The organism is Myceligenerans crystallogenes (assembly GCF_039529775.1).
Classification (GTDB): Bacteria; Actinomycetota; Actinomycetes; order Actinomycetales; family Cellulomonadaceae; genus Myceligenerans; species Myceligenerans crystallogenes.
The window spans coordinates 173,342-196,200 of record NZ_BAAANL010000007.1 but is presented as its reverse complement, the minus strand read 5'-3'; the positions used below and the strand labels follow the sequence as shown (position 1 = coordinate 196,200).

Annotated in this window: 16 protein-coding genes; 6 read left to right on the top strand and 10 right to left on the bottom strand. The window is 73.2% G+C overall.

Translation table 11 applies throughout. From position 1 onward, the window contains the following. The first annotated feature begins 173 nt into the window (after positions 1 to 173). On the top strand, positions 174 to 383 hold the full coding sequence (locus ABD208_RS16870) for an excisionase family DNA-binding protein (protein WP_344105134.1): 210 nt from the start codon (positions 174 to 176) through the stop codon (positions 381 to 383). Between the two features lie 109 nt (positions 384 to 492). On the opposite strand, the gene ABD208_RS16865 is transcribed toward ABD208_RS16870, so the two are convergent. The 8 genes from ABD208_RS16865 to gndA all read right to left on the bottom strand — a co-directional run bounded on the left by ABD208_RS16865 (position 493) and on the right by gndA (position 12,249). Then, complete coding sequence (locus ABD208_RS16865; protein WP_344105132.1) at positions 493 to 2,598, bottom strand: NAD-binding protein; 2,106 nt, start codon at positions 2,596 to 2,598, stop codon at positions 493 to 495. Positions 2,599 to 2,688: 90 nt separating this feature from the next. Beyond that, complete coding sequence (locus tag ABD208_RS16860; protein ID WP_344105129.1) at positions 2,689 to 4,839, bottom strand: 3-hydroxyacyl-CoA dehydrogenase NAD-binding domain-containing protein; 2,151 nt, start codon at positions 4,837 to 4,839, stop codon at positions 2,689 to 2,691. 1 nt (position 4,840) lies between these two features. Continuing rightward, positions 4,841 to 6,088: a thiolase family protein gene (locus ABD208_RS16855; RefSeq protein ID WP_344105127.1), complete on the bottom strand. Its 1,248-nt coding sequence runs from the start codon at positions 6,086 to 6,088 to the stop codon at positions 4,841 to 4,843. A gap of 163 nt (positions 6,089 to 6,251) precedes the next feature. Beyond that, on the bottom strand, positions 6,252 to 7,346 hold the full coding sequence (locus tag ABD208_RS16850; protein WP_344105125.1) for a lipid II:glycine glycyltransferase FemX: 1,095 nt from the start codon (positions 7,344 to 7,346) through the stop codon (positions 6,252 to 6,254). A gap of 53 nt (positions 7,347 to 7,399) precedes the next feature. Next, positions 7,400 to 8,671 carry an HRDC domain-containing protein gene (locus ABD208_RS16845; RefSeq protein ID WP_344105122.1) on the bottom strand — a complete coding sequence of 424 codons (1,272 nt, stop codon included), beginning with the start codon at positions 8,669 to 8,671 and terminating at the stop codon, positions 7,400 to 7,402. After that, positions 8,668 to 9,288, bottom strand: coding sequence for a DUF3000 domain-containing protein (locus tag ABD208_RS16840; protein WP_344105119.1), 621 nt, complete (start codon positions 9,286 to 9,288; stop codon positions 8,668 to 8,670). The genes ABD208_RS16845 and ABD208_RS16840 overlap by 4 nt, the downstream gene beginning before the upstream one ends. Positions 9,289 to 9,469: 181 nt before the next feature. Further along, on the bottom strand, positions 9,470 to 10,810 hold the full coding sequence (locus ABD208_RS16835; protein WP_344105117.1) for a carboxylate--amine ligase: 1,341 nt from the start codon (positions 10,808 to 10,810) through the stop codon (positions 9,470 to 9,472). Continuing rightward, on the bottom strand, positions 10,807 to 12,249 hold the full coding sequence (gene gndA, locus ABD208_RS16830; protein WP_344105115.1) for an NADP-dependent phosphogluconate dehydrogenase: 1,443 nt from the start codon (positions 12,247 to 12,249) through the stop codon (positions 10,807 to 10,809). Before gndA ends, ABD208_RS16835 begins: the two co-directional genes overlap by 4 nt. Positions 12,250 to 12,369: 120 nt before the next feature. Between gndA and ABD208_RS16825 the strand changes: the two genes are divergently transcribed. Beyond that, positions 12,370 to 13,083: a hypothetical protein gene (locus tag ABD208_RS16825; protein WP_344105113.1), complete on the top strand. Its 714-nt coding sequence runs from the start codon at positions 12,370 to 12,372 to the stop codon at positions 13,081 to 13,083. A gap of 122 nt (positions 13,084 to 13,205) precedes the next feature. Here the strand turns inward: ABD208_RS16825 and ABD208_RS16820 are convergent, their stop codons facing one another. Continuing rightward, a complete protein-coding gene (locus ABD208_RS16820) occupies positions 13,206 to 13,430 on the bottom strand; it encodes a hypothetical protein (protein ID WP_344105111.1) in 225 nt (74 codons plus the stop codon). Between the two features lie 177 nt (positions 13,431 to 13,607). Between ABD208_RS16820 and glgX the strand changes: the two genes are divergently transcribed. After that, positions 13,608 to 15,740 (top strand): glycogen debranching protein GlgX, encoded by a 2,133-nt coding sequence (gene glgX / locus ABD208_RS16815; protein WP_344105109.1) that lies wholly within the window; start codon positions 13,608 to 13,610, stop codon positions 15,738 to 15,740. Positions 15,741 to 15,840: 100 nt separating this feature from the next. After that, entirely contained in the window at positions 15,841 to 17,592 is a 1,752-nt protein-coding gene (locus tag ABD208_RS16810) for a hypothetical protein (RefSeq protein ID WP_344105107.1), read from the top strand. Between the two features lie 21 nt (positions 17,593 to 17,613). Here the strand turns inward: ABD208_RS16810 and zapE are convergent, their stop codons facing one another. Beyond that, the gene (gene zapE / locus ABD208_RS16805; RefSeq protein ID WP_344105105.1) at positions 17,614 to 18,693 is read right to left on the bottom strand and encodes a cell division protein ZapE; all 1,080 of its coding nucleotides are present in this window, start codon (positions 18,691 to 18,693) and stop codon (positions 17,614 to 17,616) included. Between the two features lie 127 nt (positions 18,694 to 18,820). Here zapE and ABD208_RS16800 point away from each other — a divergent pair, with 127 nt between their 5' ends. Next, a complete protein-coding gene (locus ABD208_RS16800; protein WP_425561121.1) occupies positions 18,821 to 19,096 on the top strand; it encodes a hypothetical protein in 276 nt (91 codons plus the stop codon). A gap of 142 nt (positions 19,097 to 19,238) precedes the next feature. After that, complete coding sequence (locus tag ABD208_RS16795) at positions 19,239 to 22,742, top strand: VanW family protein (protein ID WP_344105103.1); 3,504 nt, start codon at positions 19,239 to 19,241, stop codon at positions 22,740 to 22,742. Positions 22,743 to 22,859: the final 117 nt, after the last annotated feature.

Genomic DNA, 22,859 nt, shown 5'->3' with positions numbered 1-22,859 from the left:
GTCAAATCCCCTTGTGGATCGGTGTCATCCGGGGATGGCATCCCTAGCCATCATGGAAGCGCTCCCTGCAGGTTGAAAACCTCTTCGACAGGACTCGGTTTTCGCAGCGTTTCGATTGGACTTGCCGTACTCGCTTGCGCAAGACTTTTCCTGTGAGCGACTTCACAGACGAAATGGCATCCGATGCAGTCCGCCCGGCTGGTCCGGGTCAGGGCCACGACCTGACGGCGGCCGAGGCCGCACGCCGGCTGGGCGTGTCCTCCCTGCACGTCGCCGACCTCCTCGAGGCCGGCGAACTCGATTTCTACATGGTCGGTACGGACGTCTGCTTCACCGCGGCCGAGATCGAGCGCTACGAGGAGCGCCGCCACGTGGGCGTCTGACCACCCCGAACGTCCAGGCCGGAGCCGGGTGCCGCGATGCACCCCGCCCCGGCCTGAACCATGTCCCGGGCGCCCGCGAGCGGCGTCGTGCCCGGCGTGCGCCGTCGCGTCACACCGCGCGCCTGGCGGCCCGCTCCAGCTCCGCGACGGCGTCGTCCGTCCCGGCGACCCACAGCGCCTGGCCTGCCGCGAGGACCGCGCTGGGCGGCAGGTAACCGCGGCGGTCCAGCGGGACGATCCGCGGGGTGCCGTCCGGCATCGCGGCCGCGAACCCGCCGACGTCGCCGCTCTCGGGGCGCCGGACCAGCAGCACTTGCAGCCTGCCGTCCTGGTCGAGGTCCGAGGCGACCGCCGGGCGGCGTCGTCCGAGCCGCCGTGCGGGGGACAGCAGCGGGCTGTCCTCCTCGACGTCGATCCGCCGCACCACGTGCGGCACGGCCCGGAGCGCCGCGGGGAGCTGTACCTGCTCCTGCAGGGTGCGCAGGCCGTGGGCGGTGGCCAGGACGGTCACCGCGTCGATCCCCTCGAGCGTCCCGCCCGCGGGGGCCAGCCAGACGGGCTTCGCCCCGCCGGTGGCGCGCGCGGTGCGTACCTGGACCACCCGCACCGCGCCGGGCACGTCCAGATCGGTGCGCAGCGGCATGGGGGTGATCTGGCGCAGGTGACCGGCGCCGGCCAGCGGCACCTGCGCGGCGATCAGCACGCGGTCGCGGAACGCGACAGTGTCGAGCAGGTCGTCCTGCCCGATCATCGCGGCGGCGAAGTGCGGCGCCGACAGGTGGGAGGCGCTGACCATGCGGAACGAGCCGTGCTTCGCGGGGTCACCGCCGTTCAGGCGATCGCTCAGCCGGCGGCTGGTGTCCTTGTCGAAGACCCGCATGACGACGCGCAGCCGGGACGCGCCCGGCTCGCGGTCCAGGGAGTCGGCGGCGAACGCGATGCCGAGCGTGTTCGTGTGCCCGCCGGTCACGACGACGACGGCCTGCGCGGCGTGCACGTAGGCCCGCCGCAGCGTCGCGCTCCGGCTCGCGTCGCCGATCACCACGGGCACGTGCAGCTCGCGTGCGACCGCGACGCCGCGGGCCTGCTCGTCCAGGTCCACGGCGACGACGTCGACGCCGCGGCCGTGCAGCTCCTCCACGACCCGGGTGCCCAGGTCGCTCAGCCCGACGACGACGACGTGCCCCGCGACCGCCTCGGTCAGCTCGCCCCGGTCGAGCTGCAGGCGCGCCTTGATGACGACGTCGACCAGCGCGGCGGTGAGCAGCGGCACCACGACGACGCTCAGGAGGGTCAGCAGGATGTGCATGAGCCGCGCGCCGATGTCGCCGCCGTGCGGGTCGGTGCCGCCCACCAGGGTCAGCAGGGCGTCGTACAGGGCCTCGCCCCAGGCGGCCCACGGGCCGGCGGCCGAGCGCGTGCTCGGCAGGTAGACGAGGGAGGCCACGAGGATGAGGACGGCGAGCACGATCGCCGCGACCTGCAGGATCCGGTCTGTGCGCAGGTGCCGCATCACCTGGCGGAACACGGGGCTGAGGCGGTCCTCGCTCACGGGCTTGGGCTCGCCGGGCGGGGCGGTCTGCTCGAGGTAGAGCACGCCGGGCGTGCCGGGTTGCGGCAGGGCCTCGACCTTGCTCTCCGGGTGCGTGCGATCCCAGGCGAACAGCGGCACGGCGTTCGCCGATCCCGTGCCGCCGGCCGGCTGCCGGGTGACGACATGCCGGCGCCCGGGCAGGTCGAGTCGGGTCGGCTCCCGCAGCGCCCGGGCGACGACCTCCGGGGCGGCGAAGCGGGAGGACGACATCGGGCGGCAGTTCGGCAGGTACTCGGTGAGGGAGTCGCCGAGGTCCTCGTCGAAGATCCGGACGATCTGCCGCGTGCCCGGCCGCAGCTCGTCGACCAGGAGCGCGAGGTTCACGTTGCCGCCGTCGTCCTGGTCCAGGAGGGCGACGGACGTGGCCCGGTCGAGCCCCGCGGCCTGGAGGGAGGCGCGGTCGGGCTGGACGGCCTCGACGAGCGTCACCCGGGGGCGCTGCGGGTGGTGCTGCCGGTCCTCCTCGACGAGCGTGCGCGCGTACCGGTCGCCCGCGTCGGGCAGCACGACGCCGACCGTGCCCCCGTAGCGGGTCACCAGCGCGAGCGCCATGCGGTACATGAGGGGGTTGGCGCCGCACACGACGTAGTGCGGGCGCTCGGAGGCGGCAGGCGTGGCCATGCCGGGGAGAATATACCCACCACACGCCAACTCAATCCAAAACACCCCGCCCGGCCGCGGGAGGGATCTCGCGGCCGGGCGGGGGAGGGACTACGTCGCGGGGACGTTGGCGACGCCGTCCTCCAGGAGGCGGCGGCCCAGCACCTTCTCCGAGTAGCCGGTGCGGTCCAGGTACGGCGTGATGCCGCCCGTGTGGAAGCCCCAGCCGGCGCCCAGGATCATGCACAGGTCGATCTGCTGCGGGCCGGCGACGACCTGCTCCTCGAGCATGAGGCCGATCTCCTGCGCCGTGGCGGTCAGGACCTCGTCCAGCACGCCCGGGCCGTCGAGCACCGGGGTGCCGTTGCGGCCGGTGGCGCCCGGCGCGAGCGCCTCGCCGAACTGCGCCTGCACCGCGGGGTCCACGGGCTTGGGCAGGCCCTTGGCGGGCCGGTCCAGCACGATCGGCGTGCCCTCGGCGACGATCTTCTTCAGGCCGGGCGACGCCGGGATGCGGTCGCCCAGGTCCTCGCGGAGCGAGGTGAGCACGTGGTCCGCGACGGCGGGGCCGACGAGGTCCGTGAGCTCGAACGTCGGCATCGGGAAGCCGAGGGGCGCCAGGGCCCGGTCCGCGACCTCGACCGGTGTGCCGTTCTCGATCGCCTCCAGCACCTTGCCCATCACGAGGATGAGCAGGCGGTTCACCACGAAGCCGGGGCGGTCGCCGGCGAGCACCGCCGTCTTGCGCAGCTTCTTCGTGACGCCGAACGCTGTGGCCAGGGCCTCGGGCGACGTCCTGGCGGCGTGGATCACCTCGACCAGCGGCATCTGCGCGACCGGGTTGAAGAAGTGGATGCCGACCACCCGCTCGGGGTGCCGCAGGTCCGCCGACATCTCGGTGATCGACAGCGCCGAGGTGTTGGTCGCCAGCACGGCCTCCGGGGAGATGATCCCCTCCAGCTCCGCGAACACCTTCTTCTTGAGCCCCATCACCTCGGTGACGGCCTCGATGACGAAGTCGCACGAGGCGAACTCCTGGATGTCCGTGGTACCGGACACCGCCCCGACGATCCGCGCCGCCGCGCCCGGGGACAGCTTGCCCCGCGAGACCAGCTTCTCGGCGGTGCCGCGCACGAACTCCAGGCCCTTGTCCACGCGCTCCTGGTCCAGGTCGCGCATGACGACGGGCACCTGCAGCCGCTGCGCGAACAGGAACGCGATCTGCGCGGCCATCAGGCCGGCGCCGACGATGCCGACCCGGGTCACGGGGCGGGCGAGCTCCGGGTCCGGCGCGCCGTGCGGCCTCTTGCCGCCCTGCACGAGGTTGAACGCGTAGACGCTGGCGCGCATCTCGTCGGACATGATGAGGTCCGCGAGCGCGACGTCCTCGGCCGCGAAGGCCTCGGCGCGCGACGCCGTCCGGGCCGCCGCGACCAGGTCCAGCGCGCGACCGGGCGCGGGGCGGGACTCCCCGACGGTCGCGTCCAGCTGCTTGCGTACCCCGGCGACGACGGCGTCCCACACGGGCTGCGGGTCGAGCTCGCGGCGCGGCACCTCGACCTCGCCGGTCACGACCTGCGCGGCCCAGCGGATCGACTGCTCCAGGAAGTCCGCGGCCTCGAACTGCGCGTCCACGAGGCCGATCTCCAGCGCCTCGGCGGGCTTGTACGGCTTCTGCGTCATCGGCCGCGTGAAGATGACCTCGATCGCCTTCTCGATGCCGATCAGGCGCGGCACGAGGTACGCGCCGCCCCAGCCGGGCACCAGGCCGATGGAGACCTCGGGCAGGCCGAGCGCGGCGGCGTCGGACGCGACGGTCCGGTAGTCGCAGTTGAGCGCGACCTCGAGGCCGCCGCCCAGCGCGAGCCCGTTCACGAACGCGAACGTCGGCACGCCGGTCTGCTCGCGCAGTTCGCCGAGGACGGAGTACGCCTGGTGGCCCATGCGGCCGAGCTGCAAGGCGTCGTCGTACGTCTCGATGGCGGTGGCGCCCTTGAGGTCGGCGCCGGCGGCCAGGAAGTACGGCTTGCCGGTGACGGCGACGGCGGCCAGCTCGCCCGCGGCCGCGCGCTCGCGCAGGCCCTCCAGGGCGGCGGACAGCTCGGCCATGCCCTGCGGGCCGAGCGTGTTCGGCTTGGTGTGGTCGAACCCGTTGTCCAGGGTGACCAGGGCGAGGGTGCCCGCTCCGCCCGGGAGGACGACGTCACGGACCAGTGCGTGGGTGACGCGCTCGGCGGGTGCGTTCTGGTGGGTGGCGGTCAACTCAGTTCTCCTCGCTGGTGTGGCCGGAGTAGTCGGCGTGGTGGGGGTTCTCCCAGACGACGGTGCCGCCCTGGCCGAGGCCCACGCACATGGTGGTGATGCCGTAGCGCACCTCGGGGTGCTGCTCGAACTGGCGCGCGAGCTGGGTCATGAGGCGCACGCCCGACGACGCGAGCGGGTGGCCCATCGCGATGGCGCCGCCGTACTCGTTGACCCGCGGGTCGTCGTCGGCGATGCCGTAGTGGTCGAGGAACGAGAGCACCTGGACGGCGAACGCCTCGTTGATCTCGAACAGGCCGATGTCGTCGACGGACAGGCCCGCGATCGCCAGCGCCTTGTCCGTGGCGGGGACGGGGCCGTAGCCCATGATCTCGGGGGCGACGCCCGCGAACGCGTAGGACACCAGCCGCATCCGCACCGGCAGGCCGAGCTCGGCGGCGGTGTCGCCGCCGGCGAGGATCGACGCGGTCGCGCCGTCGGTCAGCGGGGACGACGTCGCGGGGGTGACCCTGCCGCCTGCGCGGAAGGGCGTCTTGAGGTCCGCGATGCCTTCCATGGTGGTCTCGGGGCGGGGGAGCTCGTCGGCGGTGGCCAGGCCCCAGCCGAGCTCGGCGGAGCGCACGGCGATCGGTACCAGGTCCGGGTCGATGTTCCCGTTGGCTAGCGCCTTGGCGTACTTGGCCTGCGAGTTCACCGCGAAGGCGTCGGCGCGTTCCTTGGTGAGCTGCGGGAACGTGTCGTGCAGGTTCTCGGCCGTGACGCCCATGTTGAGGGCCTGCGGGTCGACGAGCTTCTCGGCGACGAAGCGCGGGTTCACGTCGGCGTTGAAGCCCATCGGGTGGTGGCCCATGTGCTCGACGCCGCCCGCGATCGTGATGTCGGCGGCGCCCATCACGATGGAGCCGGCCGTCGCGGTCACGGCGGTCATCGCGCCCGCGCACATGCGGTCGATGGCGTAGCCGGGCACGGCCTGCGGCAGGCCCGCCAGGACGCCGACGGTGCGGCCGAGGGTCAGGCCCTGGTCGCCCTCCTGCGTGGTCGCGGCGACCGCGACCTCGCCGATGCGCTCGGCGGGCAGCTCGGGGTGGCGGCGCAGCAGCTCGCGGACCAGCTTGACGACGAGGTCGTCGGCACGGGTCTGCGCGAACTGGCCGTCGGGCTTCGCCTTGCCGAACGGGGTGCGGACGCCGTCGACGAAGACGACGTCGCGGGCGGTCCGCCGCGGGGTGGGCGCGGATGTGGCCGTCATGGGCAGCTCCTTGGTCGGACGGCGGCGTCCCTCAGCGACGCCGCTCGGTGCACGAGTTACACGCTACCCCGGGTACCAGTAAAAAGCCCAGCCCGTACGAGACCGGGTATCTGTGATCCCGGCGATTGCTGAGACCGGGTCCCGAGCGCCGGGGACCCCGCTCTCAGCTGCCGCCGCGCAGCTTGCGGACCACCTTCTTCGCCGTCGGCAGCGCCTCGTTCCACATCGTGTACCAGCGGGAGAACGGCACGTCGATGCTGCCCACGAGCTCGTCCTCGTGCTTGGCGAACCCCCGCTTGAAGTTCGAGATGCCGTCGTTCAGCAGGCCGTTGACGTCGTAGCGGACCACGCCGCGCTCCTTCATCGCGCAGATCGCGTGCCACTTGAGGCCGTAGTTGGCACGCAGTTCCATGCCGTCGTCGTTCATCCCGCCGTACAGCTCGAACGAGGTCGTGTTCGACGCCGCGAACCACACGAAGGACACCGGGCGGTCGTGGGGCCCGCCCTCGGCGGACCGCGCGAAGGCCGCGAAGATCGGCGAGGAGCCGCCGAGCTCCGACTTCACGAGGCGGTAGTAGTCGTCGGAGTGCAGCCCGAACCCGGCCCGCTCCGCGGTCTCGTGGTAGATCGCGAGGCAGGCCTCGATCTCGTCCGCCGTGGTCACCTCGCGGAACTCCAGGTCCTCGCGCTGCGACTTGCGCACGTACTGGCGGGTCTTCTTCGACATGGCGCCCATCAGCTCGTCCTCGCTCTTGCGCAGGTCGAGGATGAGGGTGGACGGGTACAGCACCGGGTTCGGCGCATACCGCCGGTTCGGCACGTCCATCGAGGTGCCCACGGGCCAGTCCGGCTCGATCGTGATGCCCACGCCGCCGATGTGCTCGCGTGCCCAGTCCGTCACGGCGTTCGTGACGAGGTCACGCGTGACCCCGTCGCCCACCCCGAAGACCGCGCGGATCGTGTTGGCGCCGTCGAGGTGCGCGACGACGGGGCCGCGCGGGACGTACGTCAGCGCCTTGAACTGCGCGGGCAGCGACCGCTTCAGGACCTGCGCCAGGCCCGCCGTGCGGCCCCCGATGGTGACGCGCAGCCGGTACGGCGTCCAGGCGCCGGCGCCCTTGACCTCACCCCAGCCCCACAGCTGCAGCGGATGCCCCCCGAGCGCGTTCACCTCACGATCCCAGGCGGACCGATCGGTCACGACCTGGACGAGAGCGGTGGGTGAGGTGACGTGCGACGGCGTGGCGGATGCAGGCATGGTGGCACTCTATCGAGCGTGCGTGACATCGACGAAGGGTGCCGCGGAAGTGGCTACCGCACCTCGGCGAGCACGTCCGCCAGCGGCCCCGCCAGCAGCTCGATCTGCCATTCCCGGGCGCGGCGCTCCCGCAGGAACCCGGCCACGGCCACGGCGTCGGCCGGCTCCGGCGGCGCCCAGCACAGCCGGCGCAGCGCGTCCGGCTGCAGCAGGTTCTCCACCGGCACCGTCAGGCGGTCGGCGACGTCGGCCACGAGGTCGCGGGCCGCCTTGAGGCGGCGTGCCGCGAGCGGGTCGCGGTCGCCCCACAGGCGCGGCGCGGGCGGCGCGTCCGTGCGCGGACCGCGCACCGACGGCAGCTCGGCGTCGGGCAGCGCGCGGGCCTCGTCGATGGCCCGCTGCCAGTACGCGGCGCGGCGGCGCGTGCCCTTCCCGGCGAACTCCGGCAGCGCGACGAGCTGGCCGGCGGTGCGCGGCATGGCGCGCGCGGCCGCGACGAGGGCGCGGTCCGGCAGCACCCGCCCGGGGGAGATGTCACGCGCGCGGGCGGTCGCGTCCCGCGCCTCCCACAGCGCGCGCACGACGGCGAGCTGGCGCGCGTTGCGCAGCACGTGCATCCCGGACGTGCGCCGCCACGGATCGACGCGGGGCGGCGGCGGGGGAGCGTTCCGTACGGCCTCGAACTCCTGCGCCGCCCAGTCCGCCTTCCCGGCGGCCTCCAGCCGCGCGGCGAGCACGTCGCGGACCTCGGTCAGCACCTCCACGTCGAGCGCCGCGTACCGCAGCCAGTCCTCCGGCAGGGGCCGCGTGGACCAGTCGACGGCGGAGTGCTCCTTGGCCAGGCCCAGCCCGAGCGTCTCGGCGACGACGGCGGCGAGTCCCACCCGCTCCAGCCCGAGCAGCCGCGCGGCGAGCTCCGTGTCGAAGACGCGCGCCGGCCGCAGGCCGTGCTCGGTGAGGCCCGGCAGGTCCTGCGAGGCGGCGTGCAGCACGTACTCGGCGTCGCCGATCGCGTCGCCGAGGGCCGTCAGGTCCGGCAGCGCGACCGGGTCGATCAGCGCGATCCCCGCGCCCGCGCGCTTGAGCTGGACGAGGTAGGTCGCCTGGCCGTAGCGGTAGCCGGAGGCCCGCTCCGCATCGGCCGCGACCGGCCCGGTGCCGCGGCCGAAGGCGTCGATCACCTTCTCGAGCTCGTCGGGCCGGGTGATCACCGTGGGCAGGCCGCCGGCCGGTTCGGTCAGCGGGGTGACCCCGGCCCCGGGACCGGGTGCGGGGGTCTCGTCCGCTGCCGGTCCGTCCGCGCCGGGCGCTGGGGGTCGGTTCATGGGCCCACCGTATGCGGCTTGGCCGGACCGGGCGTAAACCGCCTGGTGATAGCGGTGACACCGGCGGGCAGCGGCGGGATCCCCGCGGCCGTCGACAGCAGCGCGGTCCACGCCGCCAGGTGCGCGCCCAGGTGCGTGCCCACGGGACTCCAGGACGCGCGGATCTCCAGGTCGACGGTGTCCGGCGTGTTCGACAGCGCCCCGTAGCTCTGCGACAGCACGCGGGTGACCGTGCCGCCCTCGGCGAGCGTGTCCGTGCCCGGCCGCAGGCCCGCCAGGTCCAGCGACTCGGGGATCCAGGACCAGGCGACGTCGGCCAGCAGCGGGTCCGCCGCCATCTCGGGTTCGAGCGTGGCCCGCACCAGCGTGACGATCCGGAACGTGCCCTGCCAGGACTCCTGGCCGGCCGGATCGTGCAGGACGACGAACCGTCCCGTGGCGGCCGGGTCGTCGTCGTGGTTCCCCGACGGGTTCGTCACCTCGCCCGACAACGCGGCGCTGAACGGCGCCACCCGGACGGGCGCCGCGATCTCCTCCACGTGCACCCCGGGCCGTGCGCCCTGGCCCCTCAGGTCGTCGAGGGCGGCCGCGAAGTCGGCCGGCACGTCGTTGCTCACGGCATTCACGGTACGCGCTGCGACGACGCCTCAGGCGGAGCCACGCGGAAGGTACGCCCGGCTACCGGGCGGAGTCCCCGGACGCGAGAAGCCGTCGTCGTCCCCCGGACGACGACGGCTCCGCGGTGCCGCGCGACGGCCGCCGTCACGGGGACGACGACGCGCCCCGCGCGTCCCTGCCTCAGTACCCCGTGGTCGTCGGCTCCGGGTAGTACTGCGCGTACTTGCGGCGGTAGTTCTGCGTGATGGCCTCGACGATCAGGCGCCGCTTCAGGCCCGAGTCGCCCTCGTACCTCAGCGGGTTGACCACCTTGCCCTCGGCCTTGAGGCGCTTCAGGCGCGCCTTCAGCCCCGGGTCCAGCACGTACCGCAGCAGCAGCCCGAACGGCACCACCGTGTACAGCACCTCGGTCGTCGCCCGGAGCGGCGGGATCGGCCGGCCCAGCACCTGGTCCTCCACGAGCACGCGCGCGACGTTCGCCCCGCCCGCGGTCACGTAGAAGTTGTTCCGCCCGATCCGCGGGTTCACCTCGAAGTACACGTGCCGGCCCGTGCGCGGGTCCAGCTTGTAGTCGAAGTTCGCGAAGCCCACGTAGCCCGTCGCCTCGAGGAACCGGGAGGCCGCCTCCATCGCGTCGTCGTACGGCTCCACCAGGATCGCCGCCGGGATGCCGAGCGTGCCGGGCGTGTGCTCCTCCAGGAGCACACGGCCCGTGGCCAGCAGCGTCACCACGCCCGACGAGTCGCGGTACGCGGTCAGCGACCGCATCTGCGTCTCGTCGCCCGGGATGAACTCCTGCACCAGGAACGCGCTCGGGTACCCCGCGTCGATCAGGTGGCCCAGCACCTCGTCCAGCTCCTCGCGCGAGTCGAGGTGGTGGATCTTCGCCTTGCCCGGGAACGACACGTAGTGCCAGTCCGCGCTGTTGGACGGCTTGCCGATGAGCGGGAACTGCAGGTCCAGCTCCAGCTCCGCCACCGCCGCCCGGCCGCCCTGCGCGGTGAGCTTCGGGATGTCCGCGACGACCGTGCGCGGCGTGGGGATCCCCAGCCGGTCGCAGACCTCCGCGAAACCCTCCTTGCTGGAGACCTGCTCCAGCACCTCCAGCGTGGGGTACGGCGTCACGTAACCGGCCGCCTCCAGGCGCTCGCGGTGCGTGATGACCTCGCGCACGAACCAGTCCGCGTTGGTCAGCAGGATCGGCTTCTTGCCGGGGTGCTGCGCCGCCACCTGCTCCAGCGACGTCAGGAACGTCTCCGTGTCGTCCAGGTTCGGCACGACGACGTTGGTCACGATCGCCGAGTCCTGCATCGGCCGGGTCGCGACCGACGACAGCACCACACCCGTCACCCCGTACTGCTCGTGGAAGGCGCGGATCAGGGCGTACGTCCCGACGTCACCCCCCACTCCGACGGCGATCGTGTTCGCGCCGTCGATGACGGCGTCGCCGCCGCCGGCGGACGACGACGGCGCTGCCGCGCCCCCGCCGTCCGCTCCCAGATCCCTGGGGATTCCTCTCACGCCTCAGCCTCCGTGCGGTCCCCCGACCATTCGGTGTGGAACACGCCGTCGCGGTCGGTGCGACGGTACGTGTGCGCACCGAAGAAGTCCCGCTGGGCCTGGATCAGGGCCGCGGGCAGACGCGGCGCGCGCACCGCATCGTAGTAGCTCAGGGACGAGGAGAACGCCGGGGCGGGGATACCGGCCTGCGCGGCACCGGCCACGATGCGGCGCCAGGACGCCAGGCCCTGGTCGATCGCGGAGGCGAAGAACTCGTCGGCGAGCAGCAGCGGCAGGTTCGCGTCGCGCTCGTACGCCTCGGTGATGCGGTTCAGGAAGCGCGCGCGGATGATGCAGCCGCCGCGCCAGATGCGCGCCGTGGCGCCGCGGTCGATGTCCCAGCCGTACTCGGCCGACGCCGCCGCGATCTGGTCGAGGCCCTGGGAGTAGGCCACGATCTTGGAGGCGTAGAGGGCCTGGCGCACGTCCTCGACAAAGGACTCCCGGTCCTTGACCTCCCAGCCCGCCGTGTGGGCGGGCAGGCCCTGCGCGGCCTCGCGCTGCGGCACCGAGCCGGACAGGCCGCGGGCGAACGTCGCCTCGGCGATCCCGGTGATCGGCACGCCCAGGTCCAGGCCGTTCTGCACGGTCCAGCGGCCGGTGCCCTTCTGCTGCGCCTGGTCGAGCACGACGTCCACGAACGCCTTGCCGGTGGCGGCGTCGGTGTGCTTGAGCACGTCGGCGGTGATCTCGATGAGGAACGACTCCAGGTCGCCCGTGTTCCACTCCTCGAAGATGTCGCCGATCTCCGCGGCCGAGGCGCCCAGGCCCACCCGCAGCAGGTCGTACGCCTCGGCGATGAGCTGCATGTCGGCGTACTCGATGCCGTTGTGCACCATCTTGACGAAGTGGCCGGCGCCGTCGGGGCCCACGTGCGTGCAGCAGGGGACGCCGTCGACGTGGGCGGAGATCTTCTCCAGGATCGGGCCCAGGCTCGCGTACGACTCCTTGGTGCCGCCCGGCATGATCGACGGGCCCAGCAGCGCGCCTTCCTCGCCGCCCGACACGCCCGTGCCCACGAAGTGCAGGCCCTTGGCCGCGAGCGCCTTCTCGCGGCGGATCGTGTCGGGGAAGTGCGCGTTCCCGGCGTCGACCACGATGTCGCCCTCGTCGAGGAAGGGGAGCAGCTCGTCGATGACGGCGTCGGTGGGTCCGCCCGCCTTGACCATGATCACGACCTTGCGGGGTCGCTCGAGCGAGGCGACGAAGTCCTCGATCGTCTCCGACGGCACGAAGTCGCCCTCGTCACCGTGCTCGGCGACCAGGGACTCGGTCCGGGCGTACGAGCGGTTGTGCACCGCCACCGTGAACCCGTTCCGGGCGAAGTTCCGGGCCAGGTTGCGGCCCATGACGGCCAGGCCGGTGACACCGATCTGTGCTCGTGCTGACTGTGCTGACAACGTGCGCTCCTGTGCTGGCTGGACGGACGGATCACGGTCAGCGTAGTTCGGTACGCCCCGGATGCCGCGCGGTGTCCGATCCTTGGCCGTGCCGCGGCACCCGGCGGTAGCGTCGGACGCATGACTCCTGTGGTGGTGGCCGGGGCGAGTGGTTTCGTGGGGAGCCGCGTCGTGGCCGGGCTGTCGCGCGCGGGGCGCGCGGTCCTGGCCGTGTCGCGTTCACCGCTGCCGATGCCCGACGACGCCGGGCCGGTCGTCCCCGTGCGGTACGACGACGTCGCCGGCCTGGGCGAGGCGGTGCGGGTGGCCTGCGAGCGGGCCGGGTTGCCCCTGCCCGGCGGGGCCGTCGCGTCGATCGGCGGCTGGCAGCTCGGCCCGCGGCTGCTCGACGAGCCGGATCTGGCGGCCTGGCGCGCGACGCTCGACAGCCACCTCACCGCACACCTCGCCACGATCAGGGCCCTGGCCCCGCTGCTCCGTGCGAGCGAGGAGCCGCACCCCGCCTACGTCGTCCTCAACGGCGCCGCCCGGGCGGAGGCCATGGCGGGTTCCGGGGCGGTCAACGTGACTGGGGCGGGCCTCGCCATGCTCGTGCAGGTTCTCCGGCTCGAGGAGGCGTCCGGCGCCGGGGGCGAGGCCGCGGGGGTCGGCGACGTCGTCGTACCCGAACGGGCCGGGCGCGCGCTCCGGTTCCATGAGCTGGTGCTCGACCATGCGGTCGCGGGGGACGACCGGAACGTGGCGCCGGAGCGTGAGGTGGCCCCGGGCGCCGTCGTGCACGCCCTTGCGGCGATCCTGGACGATCCGGCGGCGGCCGGCGTCGTGCACGTCTGACCGGCGCCGGCGCCGTGCGCGTCGGATCAGTGGCCGGCGCCGTCCCCAGGGCTGATCGGTGGCCGGTGCCGGCCCCGCGTCGGATCGGTGGCCGGCGTCGGCCCCTGTCTGACCGTGGCGGGTCAGAGCTCGTCCGGGTCGTCCCAGCTCGTGCCGCTGCTGTCGCCTTCCATGGGGGCCAGCTCGCCGGTGCCCAGGCGCTTGGGCGCCTTCGTCGCGTCGCCGCCGCCCAGGACCGCGCGCCTGGTGGGGCGCTGTTTCCGGGGCCGGGGGGCGATTCTCGCGTAGCCCGCCAGCGACTCCTCGCCGGGTTCGGGCCTGACCGTTCTCTCCACCGTTGCTTCCACCTCGGGTTCCGTCCCGGATCCGCTTCCTCGCGAGTCTCCGGCAGCCGTCGTCATAGGCATGATCCTGGCAGTGAACGGGCCTCACCGCTCGTCCAGGAGGCACCGCCCACCACGACGACACACCGTGGGCACATGGTGTTCGCACACGGCCGTCTGCCAGGTGTGATGATGCTGCGTATGCAGACCTGGCCAGGCCGCCCGTACCCGCTGGGCGCCACCTTCGACGGGACCGGCACCAACTTCGCGCTCTACTCCGGCGTCGCCGAGCGCGTCGAGCTGTGCCTGATCGCGGGCGACGGCACCGAGACCCGCGTCGAGGTGACGGAGGTCGACGCCGACGTGTGGCACGTCTACCTCCCGGGTCTCGGCCCGGGGACCCGGTACGGCTACCGCGTGCACGGCCCGTACGACCCGGCCCAGGGCCACCGCTGCAACCCCGCCAAGCTCCTGCTCGACCCGTACGCCAAGGCGATGGACGGCACGCTCGACGGCGACGCCTCGCTGTTCTCCTACCCGCACGACGACCCGGCCCAGGCGACGCGGCCCGGTGCGACGCCCACGACGTCGGACTCGGCGGGCCACACGATGACCTCGGTGGTGGTGAACCCGTTCTTCGACTGGGGCCACGACCGCCCGCCGGCCACGGACTACCACGACAGCGTCATCTACGAGGCGCACGTGCGCGGCATGACGATGCGGCACCCGGACATCCCCGAGGAACTGCGCGGCACGTACTCGGCGCTGGCCCATCCCGTCGTCGTCGACCACCTCAAGGGCCTCGGTGTGACCGCACTGGAGCTCATGCCGGTGCACCAGTTCGTCACGGACCCGTCGCTGCACGCCCGGGGCCTTACGAACTACTGGGGCTACAACACGATCGGGTTCTTCGCGCCGCACAACGGGTTCGCCGGCTTCGGCACGCGCGGCGAGCAGGTCATGGAGTTCAAGTCCATGGTCAAGGCGCTGCACGAGGCCGGCATCGAGGTGCTGCTCGACGTCGTCTACAACCACACCGCCGAGGGCAACCACCTCGGGCCGACGCTCGGCCTGCGGGGCATCGACAACGCCGCCTACTACCGGCTGGTGGACAAGGACAAGGCGCACTACTTCGACACCACGGGCACGGGGAACTCGCTGCTCATGCACTCCTCGGCCGTGCTGCAGCTCATCATGGACTCGCTGCGGTACTGGGTCGAGGAGATGCACGTGGACGGGTTCCGGTTCGACCTCGCCGCCACCCTGGCCCGCCAGTTCCACGAGGTCGACCGGCTGAGCACGTTCTTCGACATCGTCCACCAGGACCCGGTGGTCTCGCAGGTCAAGCTCATCGCCGAGCCGTGGGACCTGGGCGACGGCGGCTACCAGGTGGGCGGGTTCCCGCCGCTGTGGACGGAGTGGAACGGCCGGTACCGCGACACGGTGCGCGACTTCTGGCGGGGCGAGCCCGCCCAGCTCCCGGAGCTCGCCAGCCGCCTGACCGGCAGCAGCGACCTCTACGAGCACACCGGGCGCCGTCCGGTCGCCTCCATCAACTTCGTCACCGCCCACGACGGGTTCACGCTCGCCGACCTCGTCTCCTACAACGAGAAGCACAACGACGCGAACGGCGAGAACAACGCCGACGGCGAGAGCCACAACCGCTCCTGGAACGGCGGCGCGGAGGGCCCCACCGAGGATCCGGGGATCAACGAGCTCCGCGACCGCCAGCGCCGCAACCTCCTGCTGACCCTGCTGCTGAGCCAGGGCGTGCCGATGCTGTCCCACGGCGACGAGCTGGGCCGCACGCAGCACGGCAACAACAACGTCTACTGCCAGGACAACGAGCTGACCTGGATGGACTGGGAGTCGGCGGACGAGGGGTCCAAGGAGTTCCTGGACTTCGCCCGCGCCGCGGTCCGCCTGCGCCGGGATCACCCGGTGCTGCGGCGGCGCCGCTTCTTCGAGGGCACCACGGTCGGGGACCTCGCGGACATCGAGTGGTTCGACCTGACCGGCGACCGCATGGACGACGTCGACTGGCACACGTCCTACGCCCGCACGGTCACCGTCTTCCTCAACGGCGACGCGATCACCGAGACGGACGGGCGCGGCGGCGCGATCACGGACGACTCGTTCCTCCTGCTGCTGAACGCGCACTCGGAGCGCCTGGACTTCCGGCTCCCGCCCGAGCGGTACGGCATGACGTGGACCGTTGCCCTCGACACGGACGACAACGCCACGCCCGGCACCGTCCTCAAGCCCGGCTCGATCCTGCCCGTGACCGGACGCTCCATCGTGGTGCTCACTCGCGCATCCGGCACATCCCAGTAGGCTGGCCGCCGTGACCGGACCGCGTTCCGAACCCTCCTTCGGGTCCCCCCCACCGCCCGGCACCGCCCCAGAGTCCACGATCCCTGGTCGCCGTCCGGTGGTGTGGGCCCCCCATGCCCGCGTCGTCGAGGTGCTGCTGCCCTACGACCCGGGCGAGGAACCCGAGCACCTGCCGCTGCGCCTGGTCGGCGCCGACCATCCCGGCAGCTGGGGCGCCGACGTCGACCTCCCGCACGGCACCGAGTACGGCTTCTCCGTCGACGGCGGCCCGCTGCTGGCCGACCCCCGCTCCGTGTGGCTCCCCGACGGGATCCACGGCCCGACGCGGGTGTTCGACCCGTCGGTCTTCGGCTGGTCGGACGCCGCCTGGTCCCCGCCGGACCTCACCGCCGGCGTCCTGCTGCACCTCGACATCGCGACGTTCACGCCCGGCGGCACGTTCGACGACGCCGCCCGCCACCTCGCCGACATCGCCGCCCTCGGGATCGACGGGATCGAGATCGCGCCCGTGTCCGCCTACGACCCCGAGGCCGGTCCCGCGGCCGGCGTGCGGCTGCACTCGGTGGCGCAGGATCTCGGCGGCCCGCCCGGGCTGCAGGGGCTCGTGAACGCCGCGCACCAGGCGGGGCTCGCCGTCGTCCTGAACGTGCCGTACCGCTGGGCCGTGACCGACGAGCTCGGGCTGGACACCTTCGGGCCCTACACCGCCGGCTCGCAGCCGGCGCGCCCCCGGACCCGCGTCGACGACCAGCTGGCCGCCACCCGTGCCGCCCAGGCGATGCGGCCCCGCACCGGCCAGATCCCGCTGACCCGGCCCCGCACCGGGCCGATCAACCTCAGCAGCGCGCTCGGCCTGCAGGGACGCCGCCGTCCCGGTCAGGGCCCCGCGCGCATCGGTTCCGGCCCCACGGTGCGGACCGACGCCGCCGGGACCCGCATCAACCTCGACGGCAGCGGCAGCCTCGGGCCGCGCGGTTTCCTCATCGACAACGCGCAGCACTGGTTCCACACGTTCCACCTGGACGGGATCGTGCTCGACACGCCCGCGCTCGCCGACCGCGCGCAGATCCCCTTCGTCCAGGAGCTCGCCGACTCGGTGGTGCACGACGGCGAGCGCGCCGGGCGCCGCTACGCCCTGTACCTCGACGGCCCGGGCCTGAGCGACCGGCTCACCAGCACGGTCGCGGCGCTGCTGCTGCAGCCGGGCCGGCCGGAGAACATGGCCATGATGCGCCTGCTCGCCGAGCACCTGGCCCCGTCCGTCCGGCGCGCGGCCCGCCAGGGGCCGCGGCACAACCGTCGGAGCATGCGGCGCGCGGGCGCCGCCGTCGTCGAGGACATCACGCGCATGCCGGGCGCGGCCCTCGTCGTGCCGTGGGCCGACGACGACAGCCCCGCCAAGGCCCTGCTCGACCTGGACGACGTCGACCTGCGCGCGAGCCTGCTGGCCTTCGCCGTGCTCGCGGGGACGCCGCTCGTGCTGGACACCGAGCACGTGCCCGTCGTCCCGCACACCGGCGACGAGGAACGGCTGGGCGCCTGGGCCAGGACGCTGCTGGCCATCCGGGGCACCCACCCCGAGGAGCTCGAGATGCCGCTGGAGATCCGCGCCTCGACCGACTCGACCGTGCTCGCGGCCGTCCGCGGGCGCGGGGCGATCGTGCTGAACACGGCGGGCTCCCTCGCGGCCCTCCGCCTGAGCACGCTCCTGCGCCCCGTGGAAGGCTCGATCACGTCCCTTCCGCCGGAGGCGTACCGCCTGCACGCGGCCTGGGAACCCGGCGCGACCCGCCTGGTGGGCGACACCCTGACGGTCCCGCCCCGGATGGTGGCGGTCCTCCGCGCGGACTGACGCCAGGGCGACCGCGGCCGCCTACCTCGCGATCGCTGGCTCGTCACGGACGAGGCGGCGGCCCTCCTCGGCGAGGGCGCCCAGGCGGGACAGGGCACGGTAGTACTTCTTGCGGTAGCCGCCCGCGAGCATCTCCTCGGTGAACAGGCCGTGCTCGCCGGAACCGCCCAGCAGCACCGGGACGTCGCGGTCGTACAGCCGGTCCACGAGCACCACGAGGCGCAGGGCGACGTCCTGCCGGGTCACGGGGCGCACGCCGGTCAGCGCGACCAGGGCGACGCCGTCGAGCATCGCGCCGTAACGGGAGGGGTGGACCGTGGCCAGGTGCGCCGTCAGGTCGTCGAACGCGTCGAGGGTCGCGCCCTCGCGGGTCGTCGCGAGCGCGACGACGTCGTCGTCCCGCAGCGGCCGGGCGTCCGTGACGACGTCGCGGTGGCGGTAGTCCTCGCCGTCGACCCGCAGCACCTCGAAACGGGCCGCGAGCGCCTGGATCTCGCGCAGGAAGTCCTCGGCGGCGAACCGGCCCTCACCGAGCGCGTCCGGCAGCGTGTTGGAGGTCGCGGCGAGCGCCACGCCGCGGTCGGCGAGCTCGCGCAGGAGGCGGGACATGAGGGTGGTGTCGCCGGCGTCGTCGAGCTCGAACTCGTCGATGCAGACGAGGCGGCGGGCGGCGAGCGCCTCGACCGTGGGCAGGAACCCGAGCGCCCCGACGAGGTTGGTGTACTCCACGAAGGTGCCGTAGGTGACGGCGCCGGGCCCGAGCCCCGCGGTCACGGCGTGCGCGAGCGAGGTGAGCAGGTGGGTCTTGCCGACGCCGAACCCGCCGTCGAGGTACACGGCCGGGGGAGTGCTCTTCCTGCGGAAGGCGGCGAACGGCCGCGGTCGCGCCCCGTCCACGACCTGCCCGGCGAACTCACCCAGCCGCGCGAGCGCACGGGCCTGGCTGGGGTGAGCGGGGTTGGCGCGATAGGTGGTGAACCTGGCCTCCGCGAAGTGCGGCGGCGGCACCATGTCCTCGACGAGGCGGTCCGCGGGAACCTCGGGCCGCACCAGGGCAAGTGAACGCGTCGTACCGGGTGCGCCGTGGTCCGTGATCGTCACGCCTGCCCACGTTACCGGCGGGCCCCCGTGTTTCCGCGGTTCGGAGAGCAACCTCACAGCGGTTCCCGGCACGATCGGGAGCCGGCGGGGCGGGCCCGGCGTGGCGGGAGCGCCTACGCTTCCTGGCGTGGAGAAGATCGCACTCGTCAGCGCCGCGATGCACCGGGCGAAGGCCGATGCGCGCGCCGCCCATGTGACCGTGGGGGAACTGAGGAACTTGCCGGGTGGTCGCGTGGAGATCGACTGCTCGTGCGGGATGGTTCTGACGAACGGTCCGGACTGGTCGCTCGACGAGCACATCCGCCTGCACCGAGCCGAGGCGCGGTACCTCGCGGTCAGCAGGGTCGCGCCGCCTGGGATGCCGCGGCTCATCGAGGTCGGCGCGGACCGCCTGCCGCGCTGAGTCCCTCGGTTCGTCGTCGGCCGACGGCGTTTCGGCGTCGTCCGGAGGCAACGAAACCGCGGTCGGGGGCGTCATGAGGGAGTGAGACAATCACTCGTCTCATACCCCCTTCTCGCAGATCAGCATCCCCGGAGAACGATAGATGGAGCGACCCTCGGAGCGTCCCCTGACGCTCGATCCGACGACACCCGGTGAGCTCGAGCCGGTGCCACCGGAGCCGGAAGATCCGGCACAGGAGGGTCCGGTCCGGGAGAAACCCGCGGGCGAGGCGCCGGCGGAGCAGGACGCCGCCGGGGAGACCCCGGGAGGCGACGCGGAGGTGGCTGAGGTGCCTGGCGACGGCAACCCGGTTTCTGAGCCGGACGCCGAGGATGGCGCCGCGACCTCCGGGCCGGCCGCCGAGGACGACGCGGTGGCCTCCGGACGGGACGCCGAGGCGGCCGCGGAGGAGCCTGCCGAGGGCGACGCCGCAGTTCAGACGGACACGGACGCCGAGCCCGTGACGCTCCCGGACGACGAGACGCGCCCGCGCATGGCGGCGGCTGCGGTCCCGCCGGAGCGGGAGCCGGAGGCGAAGCCGGAGCCCGAGCTGGAGCAGCAGACCGAGGCCGAGCCGCAGCCCGCGGCCGAGCCGCAGCCCGCGGCCGAAGCGGAGCCGGAGGCCGAAGCAGGCCGGGAGCTCCAGGCAGAGTCGGAGCTCCAGGCAGAGCAGCAGGCCGAGCCCGCCGAACCTGTGACCGCCGATGACGAGGGCGCCGTCGATGAGGGCGCCCTCGATGAGGGTGCCGACAGCGGTACGACGGAACCGGCCACGGACGCCCCCGGCGTCGAGACCGCCGCACCGGACGACGAGGAGCCGCAGGTCACGGGAGCCGAGGACGGCCCCGAGGCTTCCGTCGACGCCGATGAGCGGGTGGCGTCCGTTCCGGCCGCGCAGTCCGGCAGCAGGCCCGAGCCGGCGGCCGACGAGTCTCCGACGGACGTCGCCGCAGACGGTGACGAACCACAGACGACCGCGGACGACGCGCGGCCCGAGCCCGCCGAACCTGCGGCTGCTGCCGACACGAACGAGGAGGCGCAGCCCGAGTCGACCGCCACGGCCGAACCTGCGGCTGCTGCCGACACCGACGAGTCAGAAGACCTCGCGGCCCCGGCGGCCGAGGCCGTCGTCGACGAAAAGCCCGCGGCTGAGCTCGCGGAGCCCGAGCCTGAACCGACCGAGCCTGAGTCTGAGCCGGACGAGCCTGAGCTGGGCGACGCGGCCGAACCCGAGGCTCCGGCCGTTGCGGACGGCAAGCGCGAGGCGACCAGGCCTGAGCCCGAACCGGCCGAGCCCGAGCCGGGCGACGCGACCGAGCCTGACGCTCCGGCCGCCGCGGACGGCAAGCGCGAGCCGATCGAACCCGAACCGACCAGGCCTGAGCCAGGCGACGCGACCGCTCCGGCCACTCCGGCCGGCAAGCGCGAGCCGACCGGTTTCACCGGGCCGATCAACGTCCAGACGATCGCCCTCGCCCTGGCCGAGGCGGCAGCAGCCGACGCCGCCCGGGTCAGCCCGCCGCCGACGGCCCCGCCCGCCGAGCCGAAGTCGCGGCCGGAAGCGAAGCCTCGCCCGGTGTCGCCCCCCGCGGCCGAACCCAGGCCGGCACCCACCTCGCGGCCGAGCCCCGCACCCGCGCTGCCGCCGAGCCTGCCGCCGAGCCTGGCACCCAGCCCGGCACCCGTTCAGGCACCGAGCCCAGCACCGACCCAGGCGCCGAGCCCGGCCCCGGCACCCACCCCGGTGCCGCCCCCCGCGTCCCCGGCCCCGGCCCCGATCCCGTCGTTCACCGACGTGGTCGGCACCCGCCCCGCCGCCAAGCCGCGCCCGGCGACCACGGCCGGCCCCGGCGACGTCGTCGCGCAGCGTGCCCGCGATCTGCGCGGATGGTGGACCGGCACCGGGCCCGACGGTGAGCGGACCGCCACGCCCGAGGCCGTCGCCGCGCGCAACCGCAGGCTCGTGACCGCGACCGTCGTCGGCGTCGTCGTCCTCGTCGGTGTGTACGTGATTTCCGCGTGGGCGCGCGCCGACGTCGTTCCGCAGGGCACGACGGTCGCGGGGATCGACGTCGGAGGCCTGAGCACCGCCGAGGCGGCCGGCGTCCTGAGCGACGGGATCCAGGAGCCCGCCCGCCGCAAGGTGGAACTGGTTGCGGGGGAGGCGACCACGAAGTTCGACCCGGTCGCGGCAGGGCTGTCCGTGGACGTGCCCGCGACCGCGGATTCCCTCACCGGCTTCAGCCTCAGCCCCGCTCGGATGTGGGAGCACCTGTTCGGTGCGGGCCCCGCGGCGCTCGTCGTCGAGGTGAACGAGGAGGCGTTCAAGTCGGCCGTCGGCGGCCTGGAGGAGTCCATGGTGGTGGCTCCGGTGAACGGCGCCGTCGAACTGGCGAAGGGGAAGCCCACCACGACGCCCGCGGCGGACGGCACCCGGATCGACCCCGCCGAGGCCGGCCGCGCCATCACCGGTTCGTGGCTCGCCGGCGAGAGCCCGATCCACCTGCCGACCAAGACCGTCGCGCCCGACATCACGCAGGCCGAGACCGACGGCGCCCTCGCCAAGGCGCAGCAGATCGTCTCCGGGCCGGTCACCGTCCAGGTCGGCGGGCAGCAGGCCAAGCTGGAACCCCAGGTGCTGGCCAAGGCCGTGAGCTTCGTCGCGCAGGACGGCCGCCTCCACGCGCGGTTCGACGCCGGGATGCTGATCGGCGCGATCGTCGACCGCACCGACAACCTGCTGGAGGTGTCCGAGGGCGCGCAGTTCAGCTTCGCGAGCGGCAAGCCGGAGATCGTCGGGGGCCAGCTCGGCACCACCCTCGCGGCCGAACCCACCCGCAACGCGATCCGCGACGCCGCCCTGGGCTCGAAGCGGATAGCGAAGCTCACGGTCGTCGAGCAGACCCCCGAGAACTCCACCCAGGCGCTGCACGCGCTCGGTGTGAAGGAGATCGTCGCGGAGTTCTCCACCCCCGTCACCGACGACTACACCCGCACGCTGAACCTGATCCGCGGCGCCGAGGTCATCACCGGCGACCTGATCCGGCCGGGGGAGACCTTCTCCCTGGTCACCGCCCTGTCGCCGATCTCGCTCGCCAACGGCTACCACATGAACGGCATGATCATCGGCGGCCAGCACATCGACGGCGTCGGCGGTGGCCTGTCACAGATGGCCACGACGTCGTACAACGCGGCGATGACGGCCGGCTTCGAGGACGTCGAGCACTGGCCGCACTCGTACTGGTTCGAGCGCTACCCGGCCGGCCACGAGGCCACCATCGCCGTGGGCAGCAAGGACATGAAGGTCCGCAACAACACGCCGTACGGCGCCGTGCTGCAGTCCTGGGTGGCCGACGGCCGCCTGTACGTGCGGATCTGGAGCACCAAGTACTACGAGAACATCTGGACCGAGGGCGTCAAGCAGAACATCGTCCCGCCCAGCGTGGTCACGAGCACAAGCCCCGACTGCGCCCCCTACCCGGGCGGCGAGGCCGGCTTCACTATCACCAACGGCCGCACGGTCAAGCGCGTCGACACGGGCGAGGTCGTCATCGAGGACTCCTACACGACCACCTACGGCCCGGACAACGCGACGGTCTGCGCGTAGTCGGGCAACGGCTGACCCGCGGCCCGTCACGATCACGTGACGGGCCGCGCCCGCACCTCCTGGGTACGACGACGACGCCCGTGGTCAGGTTCCGTACGGAACGTGACCACGGGCGTC

Excerpts from the sequence above, each read along its gene's own strand:
- ABD208_RS16855 (WP_344105127.1), bottom strand. The coding sequence starts at position 6,088 with ATGACGGCCACATCCGCGCCCACCCCGCGGCGGACCGCCCGCGACGTC.
- ABD208_RS16870 (WP_344105134.1), top strand. The coding sequence starts at position 174 with ATGGCATCCGATGCAGTCCGCCCGGCTGGTCCGGGTCAGGGCCACGAC.
- ABD208_RS16850 (WP_344105125.1), bottom strand. The coding sequence starts at position 7,346 with ATGCCTGCATCCGCCACGCCGTCGCACGTCACCTCACCCACCGCTCTC.
- glgX (WP_344105109.1), top strand. The coding sequence starts at position 13,608 with ATGCAGACCTGGCCAGGCCGCCCGTACCCGCTGGGCGCCACCTTCGAC.
- ABD208_RS16845 (WP_344105122.1), bottom strand. The coding sequence starts at position 8,671 with ATGAACCGACCCCCAGCGCCCGGCGCGGACGGACCGGCAGCGGACGAG.
- ABD208_RS16795 (WP_344105103.1), top strand. The coding sequence starts at position 19,239 with ATGGAGCGACCCTCGGAGCGTCCCCTGACGCTCGATCCGACGACACCC.
- ABD208_RS16825 (WP_344105113.1), top strand. The coding sequence starts at position 12,370 with ATGACTCCTGTGGTGGTGGCCGGGGCGAGTGGTTTCGTGGGGAGCCGC.
- ABD208_RS16865 (WP_344105132.1), bottom strand. The coding sequence starts at position 2,598 with ATGGCCACGCCTGCCGCCTCCGAGCGCCCGCACTACGTCGTGTGCGGC.